This window comes from Streptomyces sp. NPDC002671 (assembly GCF_053592475.1).
On record NZ_JBSFVU010000008.1, the window covers coordinates 293,339 to 309,172 of the forward strand.

The following is a 15,834-nucleotide window of genomic DNA, read 5'->3' on the forward strand; positions in this document are numbered from 1 at the left end:
AGCCGACAAAACTACCCGATAGTAGATCTTTCTTCGCGCACCCTGGCGTGTCTACGGTTCCGTCATGACGAACCTCAAGGTCGACTCAACCGCTCCGGCCGGCTTCGCCGGCGACTTCGAGGGCGATCTCGCCTCGCTGCGCTGCGACTGCGCCCGGATGGCTCCGCACTGGAAGGTGCCCGAGCACGCCGAGGCCCGGCCGGTGCCGCCGTCGCTGATCCACGGCGTGTCCGTGCCGGCGCGCTCCGCCCGGCTGCTGGACGCTATGTCGGACTACGGCGACTGACGCGGGAGCGCGTCCACCGGGAACCGTGCGCTCCCCTGCCGCGTCCCATCGCCGTCCCCCGTGAGGGGAGGCGGGACACGACCAGGCGAGGAGCGAAGCTGTGAACACCGAGCGACCCGAGAACGACGACGCTGCCGGGGCGGCCGAGAGCGCGGCCCCGGCGGACGGCGGCCCGGGCGAGGACGCGGGTCGGCGGTCCCGGCGCCACTCCGCCCTGGTCGTCGTCTCCGTCGCGGCGGCCGTGCTGCTGGTCGGCGGCAGCGGCGCGTACCTCGCCGCGAGCGGCGGCGGGGACGGCCGTACGAACCGCTCGGCGCCGGGGGACGGCGGCACTCCCCCGCCGCTCACCCTGGACGGCTGGGTGCCCGGGGCGCCGTACGGCGTGAAGTACGTGGCCGCGGGTGAGCTGCCGGCCGGTCCGGGTTCGGCGGCCGTCTACGCGCCCGCAGGTGAAGTCGGCAAGGCCGCGGTGGCCCGGCTGGCCAGGGCGCTCGGCGTCGCGGGGACTCCGGTGGCCGAGGGCGGGCTCTGGCGGGTCGGACACCCCGGGGACGGGCCGAGCCTCCAGGTGAACCGGGACGCACCCGGGAGCTGGACGTTCAGCCGGTACGCCCCCGGCACCGACGACTGCCGCAAGATCACCGTCTGCACGCACGACCCGGCCAACCCGGCCGGCCGCACCGTGAGCGCGGCGGCGGCGAAGAAGGCTGCGGCGCCCGTGCTGAAGGCGCTGGGGCAGGACGACGCGAAGATCGACGCGAGCCGGCTCATGGGCGCCCAGCGCGTGGTCGACGCCGATCCGGTGGTGGGCGGGCTGCCCACGTACGGCTGGACGACCGGGCTGATGGTGGACCGGCAGGGCGAGGTGGTCGGCGGCCACGGTCTGCTGAAGGCGCCGGTGAAGGGGGACACGTACCCGGTCCTGGGCGCGAAGAAGACGCTCGAACTGATGAACGCGGCCCCGAAGAGCGACCACCGGATGGGCATCGGCGGCTGCGCCGCCCCCGTGCCGCTGCAGGACCGGCTGGAGAAGCCGTGCGGCGCGTCCAAGGCGGGTACGGCCTCCACGGTCACGGTCGGCAAGGCGGTGTTCGGGCTGGCCGCGCACTCGGTCCACGGGCGGCAGACGCTGGTGCCGTCCTGGCTGTTCGACGTACGGGGGTCACAGTCCGGGGCGCTGGGCGCCTCCACGGTGACGTATCCGGCCGTCGACCCGAAGTACCTCGCGCACGCGCACGCGTCCGCGCCGGCGCCCGGGCCGACCTCGGGGCCGAAGCACGGGGAGGTGCGGCGGGACGTGAAGGCGGACGCCTACTCGGCCGACGGCCGGGAGCTGACCGTGCGCTTCTCGGGCGGGGTGTGCGAGCGCTACAAGGCTTCGGCGAAGGAGAGCGCCGGCCAGGTGACCGTCACGGTCACCGAGACCTCCCGGCCGGGCACGATCTGCGCCTTGGTCGCCGTGCTCTATGTGCAGACCGTACGGCTGGACGCGCCGCTCGACGGCCGGCAGGTGATCGGTACGGACGGCAGGCAGATCCCGAAGGCGGCGCCCAGGGCTCCGCGGGTCCCGCGCTAGAGGCCGACAGCCGGAAGCCGGTGCATACGGCAGAGGCGGCGGCCCCCCTCGCGGGGGCCGCCGCCTCTTGCGTCAGGCCTTGGCCGACTTAGCTGAAGGAGTCGCCGCAGGCGCAGGAGCCGGTCGCGTTCGGGTTGTCGATCGTGAAGCCCTGCTTCTCGATGGTGTCCACGAAGTCGACGGTGGCGCCGCCCAGGTACGGAGCGCTCATGCGGTCGGTGACGACCTTGACCCCGCCGAAGTCCTTCTCCACGTCGCCGTCGAGCGAGCGCTCGTCGAAGAAGAGCTGGTAGCGCAGGCCGGAGCAGCCGCCGGGCTGAACGGCGACGCGCAGCGCGAGGTCGTCACGGCCTTCCTGGTCGAGCAGGGCCTTGACCTTGGCCGCGGCGGCGTCGGTCAGGATGATGCCGTCGGTGACGGTGCTGGTCTCGTCCGATACGGACATCTACATCTCTCCCGGGTTGTACGGAGACTGCTTGCCGACGAGTGCAACCGGCGCTTCCGCGGATTCATTCCGGGCCGGGCCATCGCGTAGGCGCGTTCTTGCTTCTTTCTTCATGCTCGCACATGCCGGACCAGGGGCACAGTGACCCCGGGAGCGCCATCGACGAACGGGCGGCGGGATTCATGTCACATCGACGCTATGGCCGTCGTCAAACTGACGTGAAGCAGATATGATAGATAGCGTCAGTTAGACGAAAAGTAGAAAGGGTGCGTGTCGTGACGACCACCGCCCAGAGCCAGGACCTCGACGTTCAGCCGACTCCCCTCGCCCTGCTGCTGCTCGGCCGCGAGGCCGACCCGAAGAGCGAGCGGGGCGTCGAGTGCCCCGGCGACCTGCCCTCGCCGTCCGACCCCGACCTGGTCGCGCGCGCCCGTGCCGCCAAGGAGAAGCTCGGCGACAAGGTCTTCGTGCTCGGCCACCACTACCAGCGCGACGAGGTCATCCAGTTCGCCGATGTCACGGGCGACTCCTTCAAGCTGGCCCGGGACGCGGCAGCACGCCCGGAGGCCGAGTACATCGTCTTCTGCGGTGTGCACTTCATGGCCGAGTCGGCGGACATCCTGACGTCCGACGACCAGAAGGTCGTGCTGCCCGACCTCGCCGCCGGCTGCTCGATGGCCGACATGGCGACGGCCGAGCAGGTCGCGGAGTGCTGGGACGTGCTGACCGAGGCGGGCGTCGCCGACCGGGTGGTCCCGGTCTCGTACATGAACTCCTCCGCCGACATCAAGGCGTTCACCGGCAAGCACGGCGGCACCATCTGCACCTCGTCCAACGCCAAGCGCGCCCTGGACTGGGCCTTCGAGCAGGGGGAGCCCTCGACAACAAAGGTCCTGTTCCTGCCGGACCAGCACCTGGGCCGCAACACCGCCGTCCGTGACATGGGGATGTCCCTGGACGACTGCGTGGTCTACAACCCGCACAAGCCGAACGGCGGGCTGACCGCCGAGGAGCTGCGGGCCGCGAAGATGATCCTGTGGCGCGGGCACTGCTCGGTCCACGGCCGCTTCAGCCTGGACTCGGTCAACGACGTGCGCGAGCGCATCCCCGGCGTGAACGTCCTCGTCCACCCCGAGTGCAAGCACGAGGTCGTGGCCGCCGCGGACTACGTCGGCTCGACCGAGTACATCATCAAGGCCCTGGAGGCCGCCCCGGCCGGCTCGAAGTGGGCCATCGGCACGGAGCTGAACCTGGTCCGCCGCCTGGCGAACCGTTTCGCACCCGAGGGCAAGGAGATCGTCTTCCTCGACAAGACGGTCTGCTTCTGCTCCACCATGAACCGCATCGACCTCCCCCACCTGGTCTGGGCCCTGGAGTCCCTGGCCGAGGGCAAGCTCGTCAACCGCATCGAGGTCGACAAGGAGACCGAGGCGTTCGCGAAGCTCGCGCTGGAGCGGATGCTGGCGCTGCCGTAGCCTGCGCGCCTTCCGACGGAAGCTGCCCGGTCCGCGCACCCACACGCGGACCGGGCCTTTCGTGCTGACGGCCGCGCTCAGTCCACCCGCGGGCGCACCAGCCCCGACTCGTACGCGATCACGACCAGCTGGGCCCGGTCCCGCGCGCCCAGCTTGCCCATGGCCCGGTTGACGTGCGTCTTCACGGTCAGCGGGCTGACCTCTAGGCGCTCGGCGATCTCGTCGTTGGAGTGGCCGCCGGCGACGTGGACGAGGACCTCGCGCTCCCGGCCGGTGAGCGCCTCCAGCCGCGCCGAGCGGGCGGTGTCGTGGCCGTCGCCGTCGTCGCCCCGGGCCAGGAAGCGGGCGATCAGGCCCTTGGTGGCGGCCGGGGAGAGCAGGGCCTCGCCCGCCGCGGCGACCCGGATGGCGTTGAGCAGCTCCTCCGGTTCGCTGCCCTTGCCGAGGAAGCCGGAGGCACCCGCGCGCAGCGCCTCGACGACGTAGTCGTCGACCTCGAAGGTGGTCAGGATGACCACGCGGACCTGGCCGAGGGACGGGTCGGCGCTGATCAGGCGGGTGGCGGCGAGGCCGTCGGTGCCGGGCATCCGGATGTCCATGAGGACGACGTCCGCGCCCTGCTCCTTGGCCAGGCGGACCGCCTCGGCGCCGTCGCAGGCCTCCCCGACCACCTCCATGTCCGGCTCGGAGTCGACCAGCACCCGGAACGCGCTGCGCAGCAGTGTCTGGTCGTCGGCGAGCAGGACACGGATCGTCATGCGGGCTCCCCCTGGGCCGTCGTACGGGTCGTGACCGGCAGGATCGCATGGACGCGGAAGCCGCCGCCGAACCGGGGCCCGGTGGTCAGGGTGCCGCCGAGGGCGGCGACCCGCTCCCGCATGCCGAGCAGCCCGTGCCCGCCGCCGGCCTCCGGTTCACCGCCCGCGCCCGAGCCGTCGTCCAGGACCGTGACCTCGATGTCCGGTCCGACGCGTACGACGCTGACCTCGGCCTTCGCCTCCGGGCCCGCGTGCTTGCGCACGTTGGTGAGGGCCTCCTGGATGATCCGGTAGGCGGCCAGGTCGGCGGCGGCCGGGAGTGCGGTGCCCTGGTCGGCGCGGGCCACCTCGACGGGCAGGCCCGCGCTGCGGAAGGTGCCGACGAGTTCCTCCAGACGGGCGAGGCCCGGGGCGGGTTCGGTGGGGGCCGCGGGGTCGCCGGACTGGCGGAGCAGGCCGACGGTGGCCCGGAGTTCGTTCAGCGCGGAACGGCTGGCCTCGCGGACGTGGGCGAGGGCCTCCTTGGCCTGGTCGGGCCGCTTGTCCATGACGTGGGCGGCGACTCCGGCCTGCACGTTGACCAGGGCGATGTGGTGGGCGACGACGTCGTGCAGATCGCGGGCGATGCGCAGCCGCTCCTCGGCGACCCGGCGGCGCGCCTCCTCCTCGCGGGTGCGCTCGGCGCGTTCGGCGCGCTCCCGCATGGCCTGGACGACCGCGCGGCGGCTGCGCACGGCGTCCCCGGCGGTGGCGCCGATGCCGGTCCAGGCGAGCACGCCGAGGTTCTCCTGGGCGTACCAGGGCAGCGGACCGCCGAGCATGGCGGCGGTGGTCAGCACGGTCATGGTGAGCAGCCCGACCCAGAAGGTGGTGGTGCGGTCGGTGGCCGAGGCGACCGTGTACAGGGCGACGACGGCCGACATCGCGACCGGGGCGCGCGGATCGCCGGTGACGCACTCGATGAAGGAGACGGTGCCGGTGACGACGAGGACGGCCATGCAGGCACGGCGGCGCAGGACGAGCGCCGCGGCGCCGATGGCCATCAGCAGGATGCTGAACGGGGCCGGGGTGCGCATGACCCAGGTGACACCGTTCTCGCCCCGGGGATCCACGAAGGACCCGGCGACCATGCACACCAGGACGCCCGCGGCGACGGCGGCGTCCAGCGCGAGCGGGTGGGCCTTCAGACCGCACCGGGCGCGTTCGAGAGTGCTCACGCAGGGAACAGTACGGGGCGCCGGCGGTTGCCGGAATCGGCCGAGATGGACCTCGTACCTCGCCCCGGGCCGAGCCGGCTCAGCCCGGGATCAGTCCGTCGTCGCTGAGCATCTCCCGGACCTGGGCCAGGGAGGCGTCAGAGGCCGGGAGGATCAGTTCCGAGGGTTCCAGCGCGTCGTCCGGCAGCGGGGTGCCGAGCCGCCGGACGGCGTCCAGGAGCGTACCGAGCGTGCGCCGGAAGCCTGCCTCGTCGCCGCCCTCCATCTCCGCCAGCAGCTCGTCATCCAGCTTGTTCAGCTCGGCGAAGTGGGCGTCGTCCAGCCTCACCTGGCCTTCGCCCATGATCCGTACGATCACGTCGGCCTCCTCGGCTCGGGTCCCGGCGCCGGGCTACTGCTTGTCGAAGCGCGGGGTGTCCTGCGGCTGCTGCTGGGACTGCGCCTGGCCGGTGCCGCCCTCAATGGCCTGCTGCGGGGCGCCTCCGGCCAGCTCGGCCTTCATGCGCTGCAGCTCCAGCTCTACATCCGTACCACCGGAGATCCGGTCCAGCTCGGCGGCGATGTCGTCCTTGGCCATGCCGGAGGGATCGTCCAGGGCGCCGGAGGCGAGCAGCTCGTCGATGGCGCCGGCCCGGGCCTGGAGCTGGGCGGTCTTGTCCTCGGCGCGCTGGATGGCGAGACCGACGTCGCCCATCTCCTCCGAGATGCCGGAGAAGGCCTCGCCGATACGGGTCTGGGCCTGGGCGGCGGTGTAGGTGGCCTTGATGGTCTCCTTCTTCGTGCGGAAGGCGTCCACCTTGGCCTGGAGGCGCTGGGCGGCCAGGGTGAGCTTCTCCTCCTCGCCCTGGAGCGTCGCGTGCTGCGACTCCAGGTCCGTGACCTGCTGCTGCAGGGCGGCACGGCGGGACAGCGCCTCGCGGGCCAGGTCCTCGCGGCCCAGCGCGAGCGCCTTGCGGCCCTGGTCCTCCAGCTTGGAGGACTGCTGCTGCAACTGGTTGAGCTGGAGTTCCAGGCGCTTGCGGGAGGTGGCCACGTCGGCCACGCCGCGGCGCACCTTCTGGAGCAGCTCCAGCTGCTTCTGGTACGAGTAATCCAGGGTCTCGCGCGGGTCCTCGGCCCGGTCAAGGGCCTTGTTCGCCTTCGCGCGGAAGATCATCCCCATACGCTTCATGACACCGCTCATGGGCTTCGCGCGCCCCCTTCTGACGGACTCCAGCTCACAGATCCTGCGACAGAACCCACAGTACGGGCCCTGACTCCATTACCGCACTGTTCGGGGAGTGATGCGCTCATCCCCGAGGACGACTGCGGCCGGTGCGGCTCCGGCCCAGGGAGTAGGTGGTCCCCCTGCCGGAACGTCCCCTCTGTCCCCCTCCGCACGTCTGTACAGACGCCCGGTGTTGCCGGATCGTTCCCCGGCCGGCTGGGGTCCATGCCGGTGCAGCCCGTACCCTTGGGTTTTGTGTTCCGTAGCCGTGCCAAGGAAGAGAAGGCCCCCGCCGACAAGGCGCAGGTGACCGACTCCAAGCAGCCCCGTGACCCGCAGGCCAAGAAGGGCAGGCCCACGCCCAAGCGCAGTGAGGCCCAGGCCCAGCGCCGCAGTGTCGCCAGCACCCCGACGAACCGCAAGGACGCCGCCAAGCGCCAGCGCGAGGAGCGCCGCCAGGCGCTTGCCCGCCAGCGCGAGGCGCTGGCCAGCGGCGACGAGCGGTACCTGCCGGCCCGTGACAAGGGCCCGGTCCGCCGGTTCGCCCGGGACTGGGTCGACTCGCGGTTCAACGTGGCGGAGTTCTTCCTGCCGCTCGCCGTGGTGATCCTCGTGCTGACCGTCGTGCGGGTGCCCGCCATCCAGACGGTCGCGCTGCTGATGTGGCTGATCGTGATCGTGCTGATCGTGCTCGACGCGGCCTTCAGCGGCTTCCGGCTGAAGAAGCGGCTGGCCGAGCGCTTCCCGGGCCAGAACACCAAGGGCGCGGTCGCCTACGCCCTGATGCGCTCCCTCCAGGTGCGCCGGCTCCGGCTGCCGAAGCCGCAGGTCAAGCGCGGAGAGCGGCCCTGAGCGCAGACGCTTTCACGAGCGGCGCGGCCGAGTCCTGGCTGAAGAAGCTGGGCGGGCTGCGTGAGGTCGTACGGCAGGAGCTGGTCGCCCGGCAGCTGGACGAGCAGATAGCCGGGCGCTTCCCGGTCGGGCAGCGGCTGCGGGTGCTCGACGTGGGCATGGGCCAGGGCACGCAGGCGCTGCGGCTGGCCCGGCTCGGCCACCAGGTGACGGGCGTCGAGCAGGACGCGACGATGATCGCCGCCGCGCGCGAGGCCCTGGCCGCCGAGCCGGAGGGCATCCGCGAGCGGGTCCGCCTGGTGCAGAGCGACGGGCGCGACACCGGCGTGCACTTCCTGCCCGGCAGCTTCGACGTCGTGCTGTGCCACGGCGTCCTGATGTATGTCGAGGATCCCGACCTGCTGGTGGGCGGGCTGGCCCGGATGCTCGCCCCGGGCGGGCTGCTGTCCCTCCTCGTGCGCAACGGCGACGCGCTCGCCATGCGGCCGGGCCTGTCCGGGGACTGGGCGGGCGCCCTGGCCGCCTTCGACACCACTGCCTACCGCAATCGCCTCGGCCTGGACGTACGGGCCGACCGGCTGGGCACCCTCACGGCCACCCTCGCCGGAATCGGGGCGCCGCTGCACACCTGGTACGGCGTCCGTGTCTTCACCGACACGGCGGCGGACGACGCGCCGATCCCCGCCGACCTGGACACCCTGCTGGCCGCCGAGGAGCGGGCCGGACGCACGGACCCCTACCGCCGGGTGGCCGCGCTGCTGCATCTGTGCGGGGTACGCGGCTGAGCCCGTTCGCTGGGCGGGCAGTGAAGGTGCAGTGAGGAGGGGAGTGGGAAGGTGCCCCTCCTCACCTCGGTCGGCCCAGGGGCCTACGCGTCGGCGTGCAGGCTCATCGGGCCGTAGATCTCGGTGCCGTCCTCGTACAGCCGCACCTGGTCCGCGCCGCCCTCCAGCAGCGCCTTCCACTGCTCCCCGATCCAGGACTCGGCGTCCCCCTGCGTGGTGAACTCCTCCGGCTCCACCGCGGGCTGGACCTCCGTCCCGTCGGCCTTCTCGAACCGCCACGTCCATGCCGCCATGTAGGCCTCCTTGTGATCCAACTCCTGCTGAGAGCCTAGTCGGATGCGCAAGACCTGCAGGGACAGTTGAAAGGGAGGGAAAATCGGTTCGTGGAAATCACTCTGCTCGGAACCGGAGCCCCCGCGGGACTGCCTCGCCCCGACTGTCCCTGTGCCGTCTGCGCGACGACGCTCGGGCCGAACGCGCGGGCGGCCACCGCGGTGTTGGTGGACGGGGCGCTGCTGCTCGACCTGACGCCCGGGGCGGCGTTCGCGGCGGCGCGGGCCGGGCATTCGCTGGGCGGGGTGGCACAGGTGCTGCTGTCGCATCCGCACGAGGGGCCGGTGGTGGACGTGCCGGCCGGGCTGCCGCAGCCGGGCCGGGTGCCGGACGGGCGGGAGTTGGCGCTGCTGACGGGGCATCGGGTGCGGGCCGTGGCGATGGACGCCGGCGGTACCGGGTACGCGGTGACCGGCCCGGACGGGCAGCGGCTGCTGTACCTGCCGCCGGGCGGGGCGCCGGCCGGTCTGGAGGAGGCGCGCGCGGAGACGTACCACATGATCCTCGCCGATGTCGTGGACCGCCCGGACGCGCTGGCCCGGCTGCGCGAGGTCGGCTCCCTCACGCCGACCACGGACGTCGTGGCCGTCCACCTCGACCACGACGTGCCGCAGGGCACGGAGCTGAAGCGGCGGCTGGCGGCGGCCGGGGCGCGGGCGGTGTCGGACGGTACGACGCTGGTGGTGGGCGCGTACGAGGAGGTGCCGGACGTGCCGCGCCGGACGCTGGTGCTGGGCGGGGCGCGCTCGGGGAAGTCGGTGGAGGCCGAGCGGCGCCTGGAGGCCTTCCCGGACGTGCTGTACGCGGCGACCGGCGGGACGCGCGGCGGGGACGGCGAGTGGGCGGAGCGGGTGGCCGCGCACCGGGAGCGGCGGCCGGGGTCGTGGCGTACGACGGAGACGACCGACCTGGTGCCGCTGCTGGCCGAGGACGGGCCGCCGCTGCTGGTCGACTGCCTGTCGCTGTGGCTGACGGACGCCATGGACGCGGTGGGGGCGTGGGACGACGCGGAGTGGGCGGGCGGCGGGGAGAAGGCGCTGCGGGAGCGGGTGCGGGAGCTGACGGAGGCGGTACGGGCCACCCGGCGGACGGTGGTTGCGGTGTCCAACGAGGTGGGCTCGGGCATCGTGCCGGCCACGCCGTCGGGGCGGCGGTACCGGGACGAACTCGGGCGGTTGAACGCGGCGTTCGCGGCGGAGTGTGAGCAGGTGTTGCTGGTGGTCGCCGGGCAGGCGCTGGTGCTGCGCGGCTGAGAAGTCGCCGGCGGCGGCGTTACCGGGCGTCCTTGCGGGCGATGATGCGGTACGCGTTCGAGAAGCGGGTGCGGCTGAGGACGGGGGCCAGGGCGTGGTCCACGGCCGTGGCCGCGGCGAGGACCGGGGATGTCGCCCAGCGCAGCGGGCCGTGGGCCAGGGCCAGGGAGACGGCCGCCGAAAAGTCGTAGGGGATGTGCGGGGCCCTGCGGTCGGTGGTGACGATCGTGCAGCCCTGGGTCTCCAGTTCCGCGTGGAGGTTGCCCAGGGGCATCAGGTGCAGATGGCTCGGCTGGCCGTAGGGCAGCCACCACTTGCCCAGCAGGGTCGCGAACGCGCTGTGCGGGTCGGGGACTTCGACGAGGAGGTGGCCGCCGGGCCGGAGCGCGCCGAGGGCCGCGTGGAGTTCGGCGCGCGGGTCGGGGGTGTGCTCCAGGTGGTGGAACATGCTCACGACGTCGTAGCGGGAGCGCAGCCGGGCCCGCACCCGGGGGTCGGTGAGCCGGCCCTGGTGGGCCTCCTCGACGCGGCCCGCGAGCCGGGCCCTCTCGACGCGGGGGGTGAGGTCGAGGCCGTCGAAGGAGGTGTAGACGAAGACCTCTCTCGCCGTCTCGGGGAAGCGGGCGTGCCCGGTGCCGACGTCCAGCCAGCTCTCCGGCTCGCACAGCGGCAGGATCGCGCGGGCCGCGGCCCGGTGCCGGCGGCGCACCGCCCGGGTGGAGAGGATGCGTTCGGCGAAGTCCTCCAGGTGGCCCTCGTAGAAGTCCCGGTGGTGGAAGGCGAGTCCCTCCGCCGTGAGCCGGGGGTTCTGGAAGGCGTGCCCGCAGTCGCGGCACTCGTCCACGACGAAGGTGCCGGGATTGCGCCGGCCGGGGGCGGCGCCGCGCAGCCGGGTGCGCAGCTGCCCGGAGCCGCACCAGGGGCAGTCCTCGCGTCGCGGCTCGTGGAACGGGTCGGCGGCCTGCGGGACAGAGGGTGTGGGGGGCGAGGTCGGCATGGGCGGCTCCCTGTGCGACATTCCGCTGCAAAGCGGAACGTATGGGATACCGATCTTGGGTGCAAAGACGTGGCGGGTGCGTGGTGGCGATGTGGCGCGGAGGCGCCGGTCCGCTGCCGGTACTGTTCGGCGAATGAGCAGCCTTAATCTGGACGACTTCACCGATCTGATCGAGCGCCCGGACGGCGGCGTGCGCCGTGACGCCGAGATCCGGCGTGAGCACCAGATCGTGCCGCCCGGGTCGCTCGGGCGCCTCGACGAACTCGGCGAGTGGCTCTGCGCCGCACAGGGCACCGTACCGGTACGACCCGTCGAACGGCCGCGCGTGGTCCTCTTCGCCGGTGACCACGGCATCGCCTCCCTCGACGTCTCCGCGCGCCCCGCGGGCAGCGCCGGGGAGCTGGTGCGGGCGGTGCTGGAGGGCGGCAGCCCGGTGGCGGTGCTCGCGCGGCGGCTCGGCGTGCCCGTGCGGGTCGTGGACATGGCCCTGGACTGCGCGCCGGACGCCTTCCCGGAGGAGGTCGTACGGCACCGGGTGCGGCGCGGCAGCGGTCGTATCGACGTCGAGGACGCGCTGACGCTGGAGGAGGCCGAGGCGGCGTTCCGGGCGGGTGTCGCGGTCGCCGACGAGGAGGCCGACTCGGCGACCGACCTCGTGGTGCTCGGCGATGTGAGCGTGGGCGGGACGACGGCGGCTGCGGTGCTGGTCGCGGGGCTGTGCGGGACCGACGCGTCCGTGGTGACCGGGCGGGGCGGGCTCGCGATCGACGACCTGACGTGGATGCGCAAGTGTGCCGCGATCCGGGACGCGCTGCGGCGGGCCCGGCCGGTGCTCGGGGACCAGATGCAGCTGCTGGCGACGGTCGGCGGGGCGGATCTGGCCGCGATGACCGGGTTCCTGCTGCAGTGTGCGGTACGGAAGCTGCCGGTGGTCCTCGACGGGGTCGTGGCCGCCGCGTGCGCGCTGGTCGGGCAGCGGATCGCGTTCCGGGCGCCGGACTGGTGGCTGGCGGGGCACGACAGCGGGGAGCCGGGGCAGGCGAAGGCGCTGGACCGGATGGCTCTGGAGCCGCTGCTGGACCAGGGCGTGAAGGTCGGCGAGGGCGTCGGCGCGCTGCTGGCGCTGCCGCTGGTGCAGGCCGCCGCCGCGCTGGCGGCGGAGCTGCCGGAGAAGCCGGAGGCCGGGAAGGAGCCCGAGGACGAGAAGGAGCCGGAGGGGCAGGAGCAGCCGGAGGGGCAGGAGTAGAGGGGCAGGAGCGGCCGGAGGGGCGGGCGCAGCCGACGGGGACCGTAGCCCGGCAAGGCCCGCCGGGCGATTAACGCGGCTCACAACCGGGGCGCCCATATGATCGTCCCTCATGGGAGATGCCCGAATTGCCGTTGCGCAGCAAGCCGAGCCGGAGCGGTCCAGTGAGCAGGGGCGGCCGGGCGGCGGGGCCTCTCGGCGTGCCGCCACCTTCGCCGTCTGGTACTTGCGGGCCGTCGCCTTCGTCAACTTCCTCAGCGCGGCGTGGGTCTCGCTGGGCCAGGACGTGCGCCGGCACAACCAGGAGAACTACTTCACGCCGTACCTGCTGACGGCCGGCTTCGCCTCCGGAGTGTTCACCGCGTTCCTGGCGATCACCATGCGGCGCAGGAAGCGGGCCGCGTGGATTCTCAACCTCGTGCTCAGCGGGGCCTTCCTCGCGCTGTTCGCGTTCGCCATGGCGTTCCCGGAGATCCGGCAGTACGCGCAGAACTGGATCTCGCTGGTACTGACGGCCGTCTTCGTCGGCGCGCTGCTCGTCGGCCGCCGGGAGTTCTACGCCAAGGGCGACCGGTCCAACCCGCGGCTCGCCGCGTCCGTCGCCGTCGGCGGCGGGCTGCTCGCCTCGCTGCTGGCCGGGCTACTGGTGACGGTCACCAACCAGGCGCCGGACGCGGGCCGTTCGACCTTCCTGGAACGCTGGCACTACGGCACCCTGCGGCTGGTGTCGGTGGCCGCCGACGAGAACCACTTCCCCGGCATCGCCCCGCCCAACTGGGCCAACGTGGCGATCAACGTGCTCAGCACGGTCCTCGTCCTCGCCGTGCTCTACGCCGCCTTCCGCTCCCGGCGGGCCGTCGACCCGCTCACCGAGGACGACGAGAAGCGGCTGCGGGCCCTGCTGGAGCGGCACGGCGACCGGGACTCGCTCGGCTACTTCGCGCTGCGCCGGGAGAAGAGCGTGGTGTGGTCGCCGACCGGGAAGGCGGCGGTCGCCTATCGCGTCGTCGGCGGGGTCAGCCTCGCCTCCGGGGATCCGATCGGGGATCCGGAGGCCTGGCCGGGGGCGATCACGCCGTGGCTCGACCAGGCGCGGGCACACGGGTGGATCCCGGCGGTGATGGGGGCGAGCGAGGAGGCGGGGACGATCTACTGCCGGCACGGTCTCGACGCCCTGGAGCTCGGGGACGAGGCGATCGTGGAGGTCGCCGAGTTCACGCTGGAGGGGCGGGCGATGCGCACCGTCCGGCAGGCCTACAACCGGGTCAAGCGGGCCGGGTACGAGGTGCGGATCCGGCGCCACGAGGACATCCCGACCATCCCGGTCAGCCCGGAGGACGAGATGGCGTACCTCGTCAGACGCGCGGACGACTGGCGGGACGGGGCGACCGAGCGGGGCTTCAGCATGGCGCTGGGGCGGCTCGGGGAACCCGAGGACGGGCAGTGCGTGATGCTGGAGTGCTCGGACGCCGAGGGCCGGCTGCGCGCGCTGCTCTCCTTCGTGCCGTGGGGGCCGCACGGGCTCTCGCTCGACCTCATGCGGCGCGACCGGGACTCCGACAACGGGCTGATGGAGTTCATGGTCATCGAGCTGCTGCGCCGGGCACCGGAGCTCGGGATCACGCAGGTCTCGCTCAACTTCGCGATGTTCAGGTCGGTCTTCGAACGTGGCGCGCGCCTCGGTGCCGGTCCGGTGCTCAGGCTGTGGCGGTCGCTGCTCAGCTTCTTCTCGCGGTGGTGGCAGATCGAGTCGCTGTACCGTGCCAATGCCAAGTACCGGCCGATCTGGGAACCGCGGTTCCTGCTCTTCGAGAAGAGCGCGGACCTGCCGCGCATTGGCCTCGCCTCGGCCCGCGCGGAAGGCTTCCTGGAGGCGCCGGGCCTGCCGAAGTGGCTGCACCGAAGGCACCTGGACACGCACCGATGAGGAACTCCCGATGAAGACGCTCGCCCGGTGGGCCAGGGCCGAGTGGGAGCTGTGGTACGTCACGGCGCGCGAGCCCCTGGCGAAGCGGGGTCCGCAGGCGCTGCCGATGACCGTCGGGGCGGTGTGCCTGACGGCGCTGCTGCAGGTCGTGCAGAACCAGCCGTGGGGCTACCGGCCCGTGCAGGACCTGGGCGCCGTACGGGCCGCGGACCCGCTGGTGCTGGCCCTGCTGCGCACTCCCCTGTCGCTGTTCGTGCCGGCGCTGGACCTGCCGGTGTGGGGCGCGCTGGCGCAGGTCCTGGTCGTGTTCGGGATCGCCGAGCTGTGCCTGGGCTGGTGGCGGACGCTGGTCATCGCGTACGTCGCCACGCTCGCCGGGACGCTGTACGCGCGCGTGGGCATCGCCCTCGGCCCGCACGCGCCGTTCGGGCTGCCCGCCACGGACGCGCAGGTGGTGGACACCGGCCCGTCGGCGGCCGTGGTGGGGCTCGCGGTGTTCCTGGCCTGGCGGTACGGCGCCTATGTCACGGCGGGTGCGGTGACCCTGTCGATAGTGGTCGAGGTGCTGGTCAAGGAGAACCTGGCGGGCAAGGAGCACCTGGCCGCGCTGACCGCCGTGGGCGCGCTGTGCCTGGCGGCGGTGGTGCGGCACCGCCACCCGCACCGGTTCCGGCACCGGCTGCGGTCCGGTCACCGGCGGTGGGGCAGACGCACCGGGCGCGGGTCGGGTTTGCCGCCGATCCAGTCCTGAAGGGCGCGCCGCGGCCGGGCCCAGCGGCGGTCGTGGCGGTAGGCGCGCAGGGCCGCCTTGGCGCGGGCGCGCGGGCGGTTGTCGTAGAAGCGGCGGGCCCACGGGGAGCCGGGGCGGGCCAGCCGGACGGCGCCGACGAGGGCGACGAGGGGCACGACCACCCCGAAGACGGCGAGGCGGGCCTTGCCCTTGCTCAGCGCGATGACCGAGAAGAGGAAGTTCACGGCGATGTTGCTGATGACCGTGCCCCGGCTCTGGAGTTCCTCCTGCGACAGGTCGTTGACGCCGAACGGGGAGAACCCGGCGAGCAGCAGCCCGACCAGGGCCGCGGTGAGCACGACCACTTCGACGCTCTTGCGGCCCTCCTCGGTCCAGTAGACGTCGTGCAGGTGCAGGATCAGCGCGAACTCGTCCAGGACGAGGCCCGCGCCCATGCCGAAGAGGACGGCCGAGACGGCCCCGCCCACGCCCTGCCGGCCGGCGGCGACGGCCCCGAAGCCGCCGATGACGGTGAGCAGGACCCCGGGGACGACATGGTGGATGTGCAGCCCGCCCGCCTTGACGTTGCCGAACGGCCCCTTGCCGGCCCGGATCAGCCGGGTGATGACCCGGGTGACCGCGAAGGTGAGCACGAACGCGGTGAGGGCGAGCAGCAGCGGGAGCTTGCCCGGCTCGATGATGTTCCGCTGCAACCAATGCCCCATATGCGCACTGTATCCCGGCCCT

The 15,834-nt window shown here is 72.9% G+C and carries 17 protein-coding genes; 9 read left to right on the forward strand and 8 right to left on the reverse strand.

Annotated elements, in window-relative coordinates:
• Positions 1-64 precede the first annotated feature (64 nt).
• Both ACWD35_RS15250 and ACWD35_RS15255 read left to right on the forward strand, forming a co-directional pair.
• Positions 65-286 (forward strand): hypothetical protein, encoded by a 222-nt coding sequence (locus tag ACWD35_RS15250; protein ID WP_451351679.1) that lies wholly within the window; start codon positions 65-67, stop codon positions 284-286.
• Between the two features lie 100 nt (positions 287-386).
• Positions 387-1,862: a hypothetical protein gene (locus ACWD35_RS15255; RefSeq protein WP_451351680.1), complete on the forward strand. Its 1,476-nt coding sequence runs from the start codon at positions 387-389 to the stop codon at positions 1,860-1,862.
• A gap of 88 nt (positions 1,863-1,950) precedes the next feature.
• Here ACWD35_RS15255 and ACWD35_RS15260 read toward each other — a convergent pair whose 3' ends face one another.
• Complete coding sequence (locus tag ACWD35_RS15260) at positions 1,951-2,307, reverse strand: iron-sulfur cluster assembly accessory protein (RefSeq protein ID WP_076089244.1); 357 nt, start codon at positions 2,305-2,307, stop codon at positions 1,951-1,953.
• Positions 2,308-2,573: 266 nt separating this feature from the next.
• On the opposite strand from ACWD35_RS15260, the gene nadA reads away from it, so the two are divergent.
• Positions 2,574-3,782, forward strand: coding sequence for a quinolinate synthase NadA (gene nadA / locus ACWD35_RS15265; protein WP_451351681.1), 1,209 nt, complete (start codon positions 2,574-2,576; stop codon positions 3,780-3,782).
• Between the two features lie 77 nt (positions 3,783-3,859).
• On the opposite strand, the gene ACWD35_RS15270 is transcribed toward nadA, so the two are convergent.
• The 4 genes from ACWD35_RS15270 to ACWD35_RS15285 all read right to left on the reverse strand — a co-directional run bounded on the left by ACWD35_RS15270 (position 3,860) and on the right by ACWD35_RS15285 (position 6,940).
• Positions 3,860-4,540 (reverse strand): response regulator, encoded by a 681-nt coding sequence (locus ACWD35_RS15270; protein ID WP_451351682.1) that lies wholly within the window; start codon positions 4,538-4,540, stop codon positions 3,860-3,862.
• On the reverse strand, positions 4,537-5,757 hold the full coding sequence (locus ACWD35_RS15275; protein ID WP_451351683.1) for a sensor histidine kinase: 1,221 nt from the start codon (positions 5,755-5,757) through the stop codon (positions 4,537-4,539). Before ACWD35_RS15275 ends, ACWD35_RS15270 begins: the two co-directional genes overlap by 4 nt.
• Positions 5,758-5,836: 79 nt before the next feature.
• Positions 5,837-6,115 (reverse strand): PspA-associated protein PspAA, encoded by a 279-nt coding sequence (gene pspAA / locus ACWD35_RS15280; protein ID WP_451351684.1) that lies wholly within the window; start codon positions 6,113-6,115, stop codon positions 5,837-5,839.
• 33 nt (positions 6,116-6,148) lie between these two features.
• Positions 6,149-6,940: a PspA/IM30 family protein gene (locus ACWD35_RS15285; protein ID WP_451351685.1), complete on the reverse strand. Its 792-nt coding sequence runs from the start codon at positions 6,938-6,940 to the stop codon at positions 6,149-6,151.
• Positions 6,941-7,219: 279 nt separating this feature from the next.
• Between ACWD35_RS15285 and ACWD35_RS15290 the strand changes: the two genes are divergently transcribed.
• A complete protein-coding gene (locus ACWD35_RS15290) occupies positions 7,220-7,816 on the forward strand; it encodes a DUF3043 domain-containing protein (protein ID WP_451351686.1) in 597 nt (198 codons plus the stop codon).
• Positions 7,817-7,896: 80 nt separating this feature from the next.
• Positions 7,897-8,601 (forward strand): class I SAM-dependent methyltransferase, encoded by a 705-nt coding sequence (locus ACWD35_RS15295; protein ID WP_451351743.1) that lies wholly within the window; start codon positions 7,897-7,899, stop codon positions 8,599-8,601.
• Between the two features lie 83 nt (positions 8,602-8,684).
• Here the strand turns inward: ACWD35_RS15295 and ACWD35_RS15300 are convergent, their stop codons facing one another.
• Positions 8,685-8,894 carry a hypothetical protein gene (locus ACWD35_RS15300; RefSeq protein WP_451351687.1) on the reverse strand — a complete coding sequence of 70 codons (210 nt, stop codon included), beginning with the start codon at positions 8,892-8,894 and terminating at the stop codon, positions 8,685-8,687.
• Positions 8,895-8,984: 90 nt separating this feature from the next.
• Here ACWD35_RS15300 and ACWD35_RS15305 point away from each other — a divergent pair, with 90 nt between their 5' ends.
• Entirely contained in the window at positions 8,985-10,187 is a 1,203-nt protein-coding gene (locus ACWD35_RS15305) for a bifunctional adenosylcobinamide kinase/adenosylcobinamide-phosphate guanylyltransferase (protein ID WP_451351688.1), read from the forward strand.
• Positions 10,188-10,206: 19 nt separating this feature from the next.
• Here the strand turns inward: ACWD35_RS15305 and ACWD35_RS15310 are convergent, their stop codons facing one another.
• On the reverse strand, positions 10,207-11,184 hold the full coding sequence (locus ACWD35_RS15310) for a class I SAM-dependent methyltransferase (protein WP_451351689.1): 978 nt from the start codon (positions 11,182-11,184) through the stop codon (positions 10,207-10,209).
• A 133-nt stretch (positions 11,185-11,317) separates the two neighbouring features.
• Between ACWD35_RS15310 and cobT the strand changes: the two genes are divergently transcribed.
• The 3 genes from cobT to ACWD35_RS15325 all read left to right on the forward strand — a co-directional run bounded on the left by cobT (position 11,318) and on the right by ACWD35_RS15325 (position 15,108).
• Positions 11,318-12,430 carry a nicotinate-nucleotide--dimethylbenzimidazole phosphoribosyltransferase gene (gene cobT / locus ACWD35_RS15315; RefSeq protein ID WP_451351690.1) on the forward strand — a complete coding sequence of 371 codons (1,113 nt, stop codon included), beginning with the start codon at positions 11,318-11,320 and terminating at the stop codon, positions 12,428-12,430.
• A gap of 112 nt (positions 12,431-12,542) precedes the next feature.
• The gene (locus tag ACWD35_RS15320) at positions 12,543-14,357 is read left to right on the forward strand and encodes a phosphatidylglycerol lysyltransferase domain-containing protein (RefSeq protein ID WP_451351691.1); all 1,815 of its coding nucleotides are present in this window, start codon (positions 12,543-12,545) and stop codon (positions 14,355-14,357) included.
• A 10-nt stretch (positions 14,358-14,367) separates the two neighbouring features.
• Entirely contained in the window at positions 14,368-15,108 is a 741-nt protein-coding gene (locus tag ACWD35_RS15325; protein ID WP_451351692.1) for a hypothetical protein, read from the forward strand.
• Here ACWD35_RS15325 and ACWD35_RS15330 read toward each other — a convergent pair.
• Positions 15,048-15,812, reverse strand: coding sequence for a hypothetical protein (locus ACWD35_RS15330; protein ID WP_451351693.1), 765 nt, complete (start codon positions 15,810-15,812; stop codon positions 15,048-15,050). The genes ACWD35_RS15325 and ACWD35_RS15330 overlap by 61 nt on opposite strands.
• Between the last annotated feature and the right edge of the window lie 22 nt (positions 15,813-15,834).

What these genes read in the sequence shown, in the direction of transcription:
- cobT (WP_451351690.1), top strand. Translation starts at nt 11,318, where the DNA reads ATGAGCAGCCTTAATCTGGACGACTTCACCGATCTGATCGAGCGCCCG.
- ACWD35_RS15250 (WP_451351679.1), top strand. Translation starts at nt 65, where the DNA reads ATGACGAACCTCAAGGTCGACTCAACCGCTCCGGCCGGCTTCGCCGGC.
- ACWD35_RS15285 (WP_451351685.1), bottom strand. Translation starts at nt 6,940, where the DNA reads ATGAGCGGTGTCATGAAGCGTATGGGGATGATCTTCCGCGCGAAGGCG.
- ACWD35_RS15300 (WP_451351687.1), bottom strand. Translation starts at nt 8,894, where the DNA reads ATGGCGGCATGGACGTGGCGGTTCGAGAAGGCCGACGGGACGGAGGTC.
- ACWD35_RS15310 (WP_451351689.1), bottom strand. Translation starts at nt 11,184, where the DNA reads ATGCCGACCTCGCCCCCCACACCCTCTGTCCCGCAGGCCGCCGACCCG.
- ACWD35_RS15330 (WP_451351693.1), bottom strand. Translation starts at nt 15,812, where the DNA reads ATGGGGCATTGGTTGCAGCGGAACATCATCGAGCCGGGCAAGCTCCCG.
- ACWD35_RS15260 (WP_076089244.1), bottom strand. Translation starts at nt 2,307, where the DNA reads ATGTCCGTATCGGACGAGACCAGCACCGTCACCGACGGCATCATCCTG.
- ACWD35_RS15270 (WP_451351682.1), bottom strand. Translation starts at nt 4,540, where the DNA reads ATGACGATCCGTGTCCTGCTCGCCGACGACCAGACACTGCTGCGCAGC.
- ACWD35_RS15325 (WP_451351692.1), top strand. Translation starts at nt 14,368, where the DNA reads ATGAAGACGCTCGCCCGGTGGGCCAGGGCCGAGTGGGAGCTGTGGTAC.
- ACWD35_RS15320 (WP_451351691.1), top strand. Translation starts at nt 12,543, where the DNA reads ATGGGAGATGCCCGAATTGCCGTTGCGCAGCAAGCCGAGCCGGAGCGG.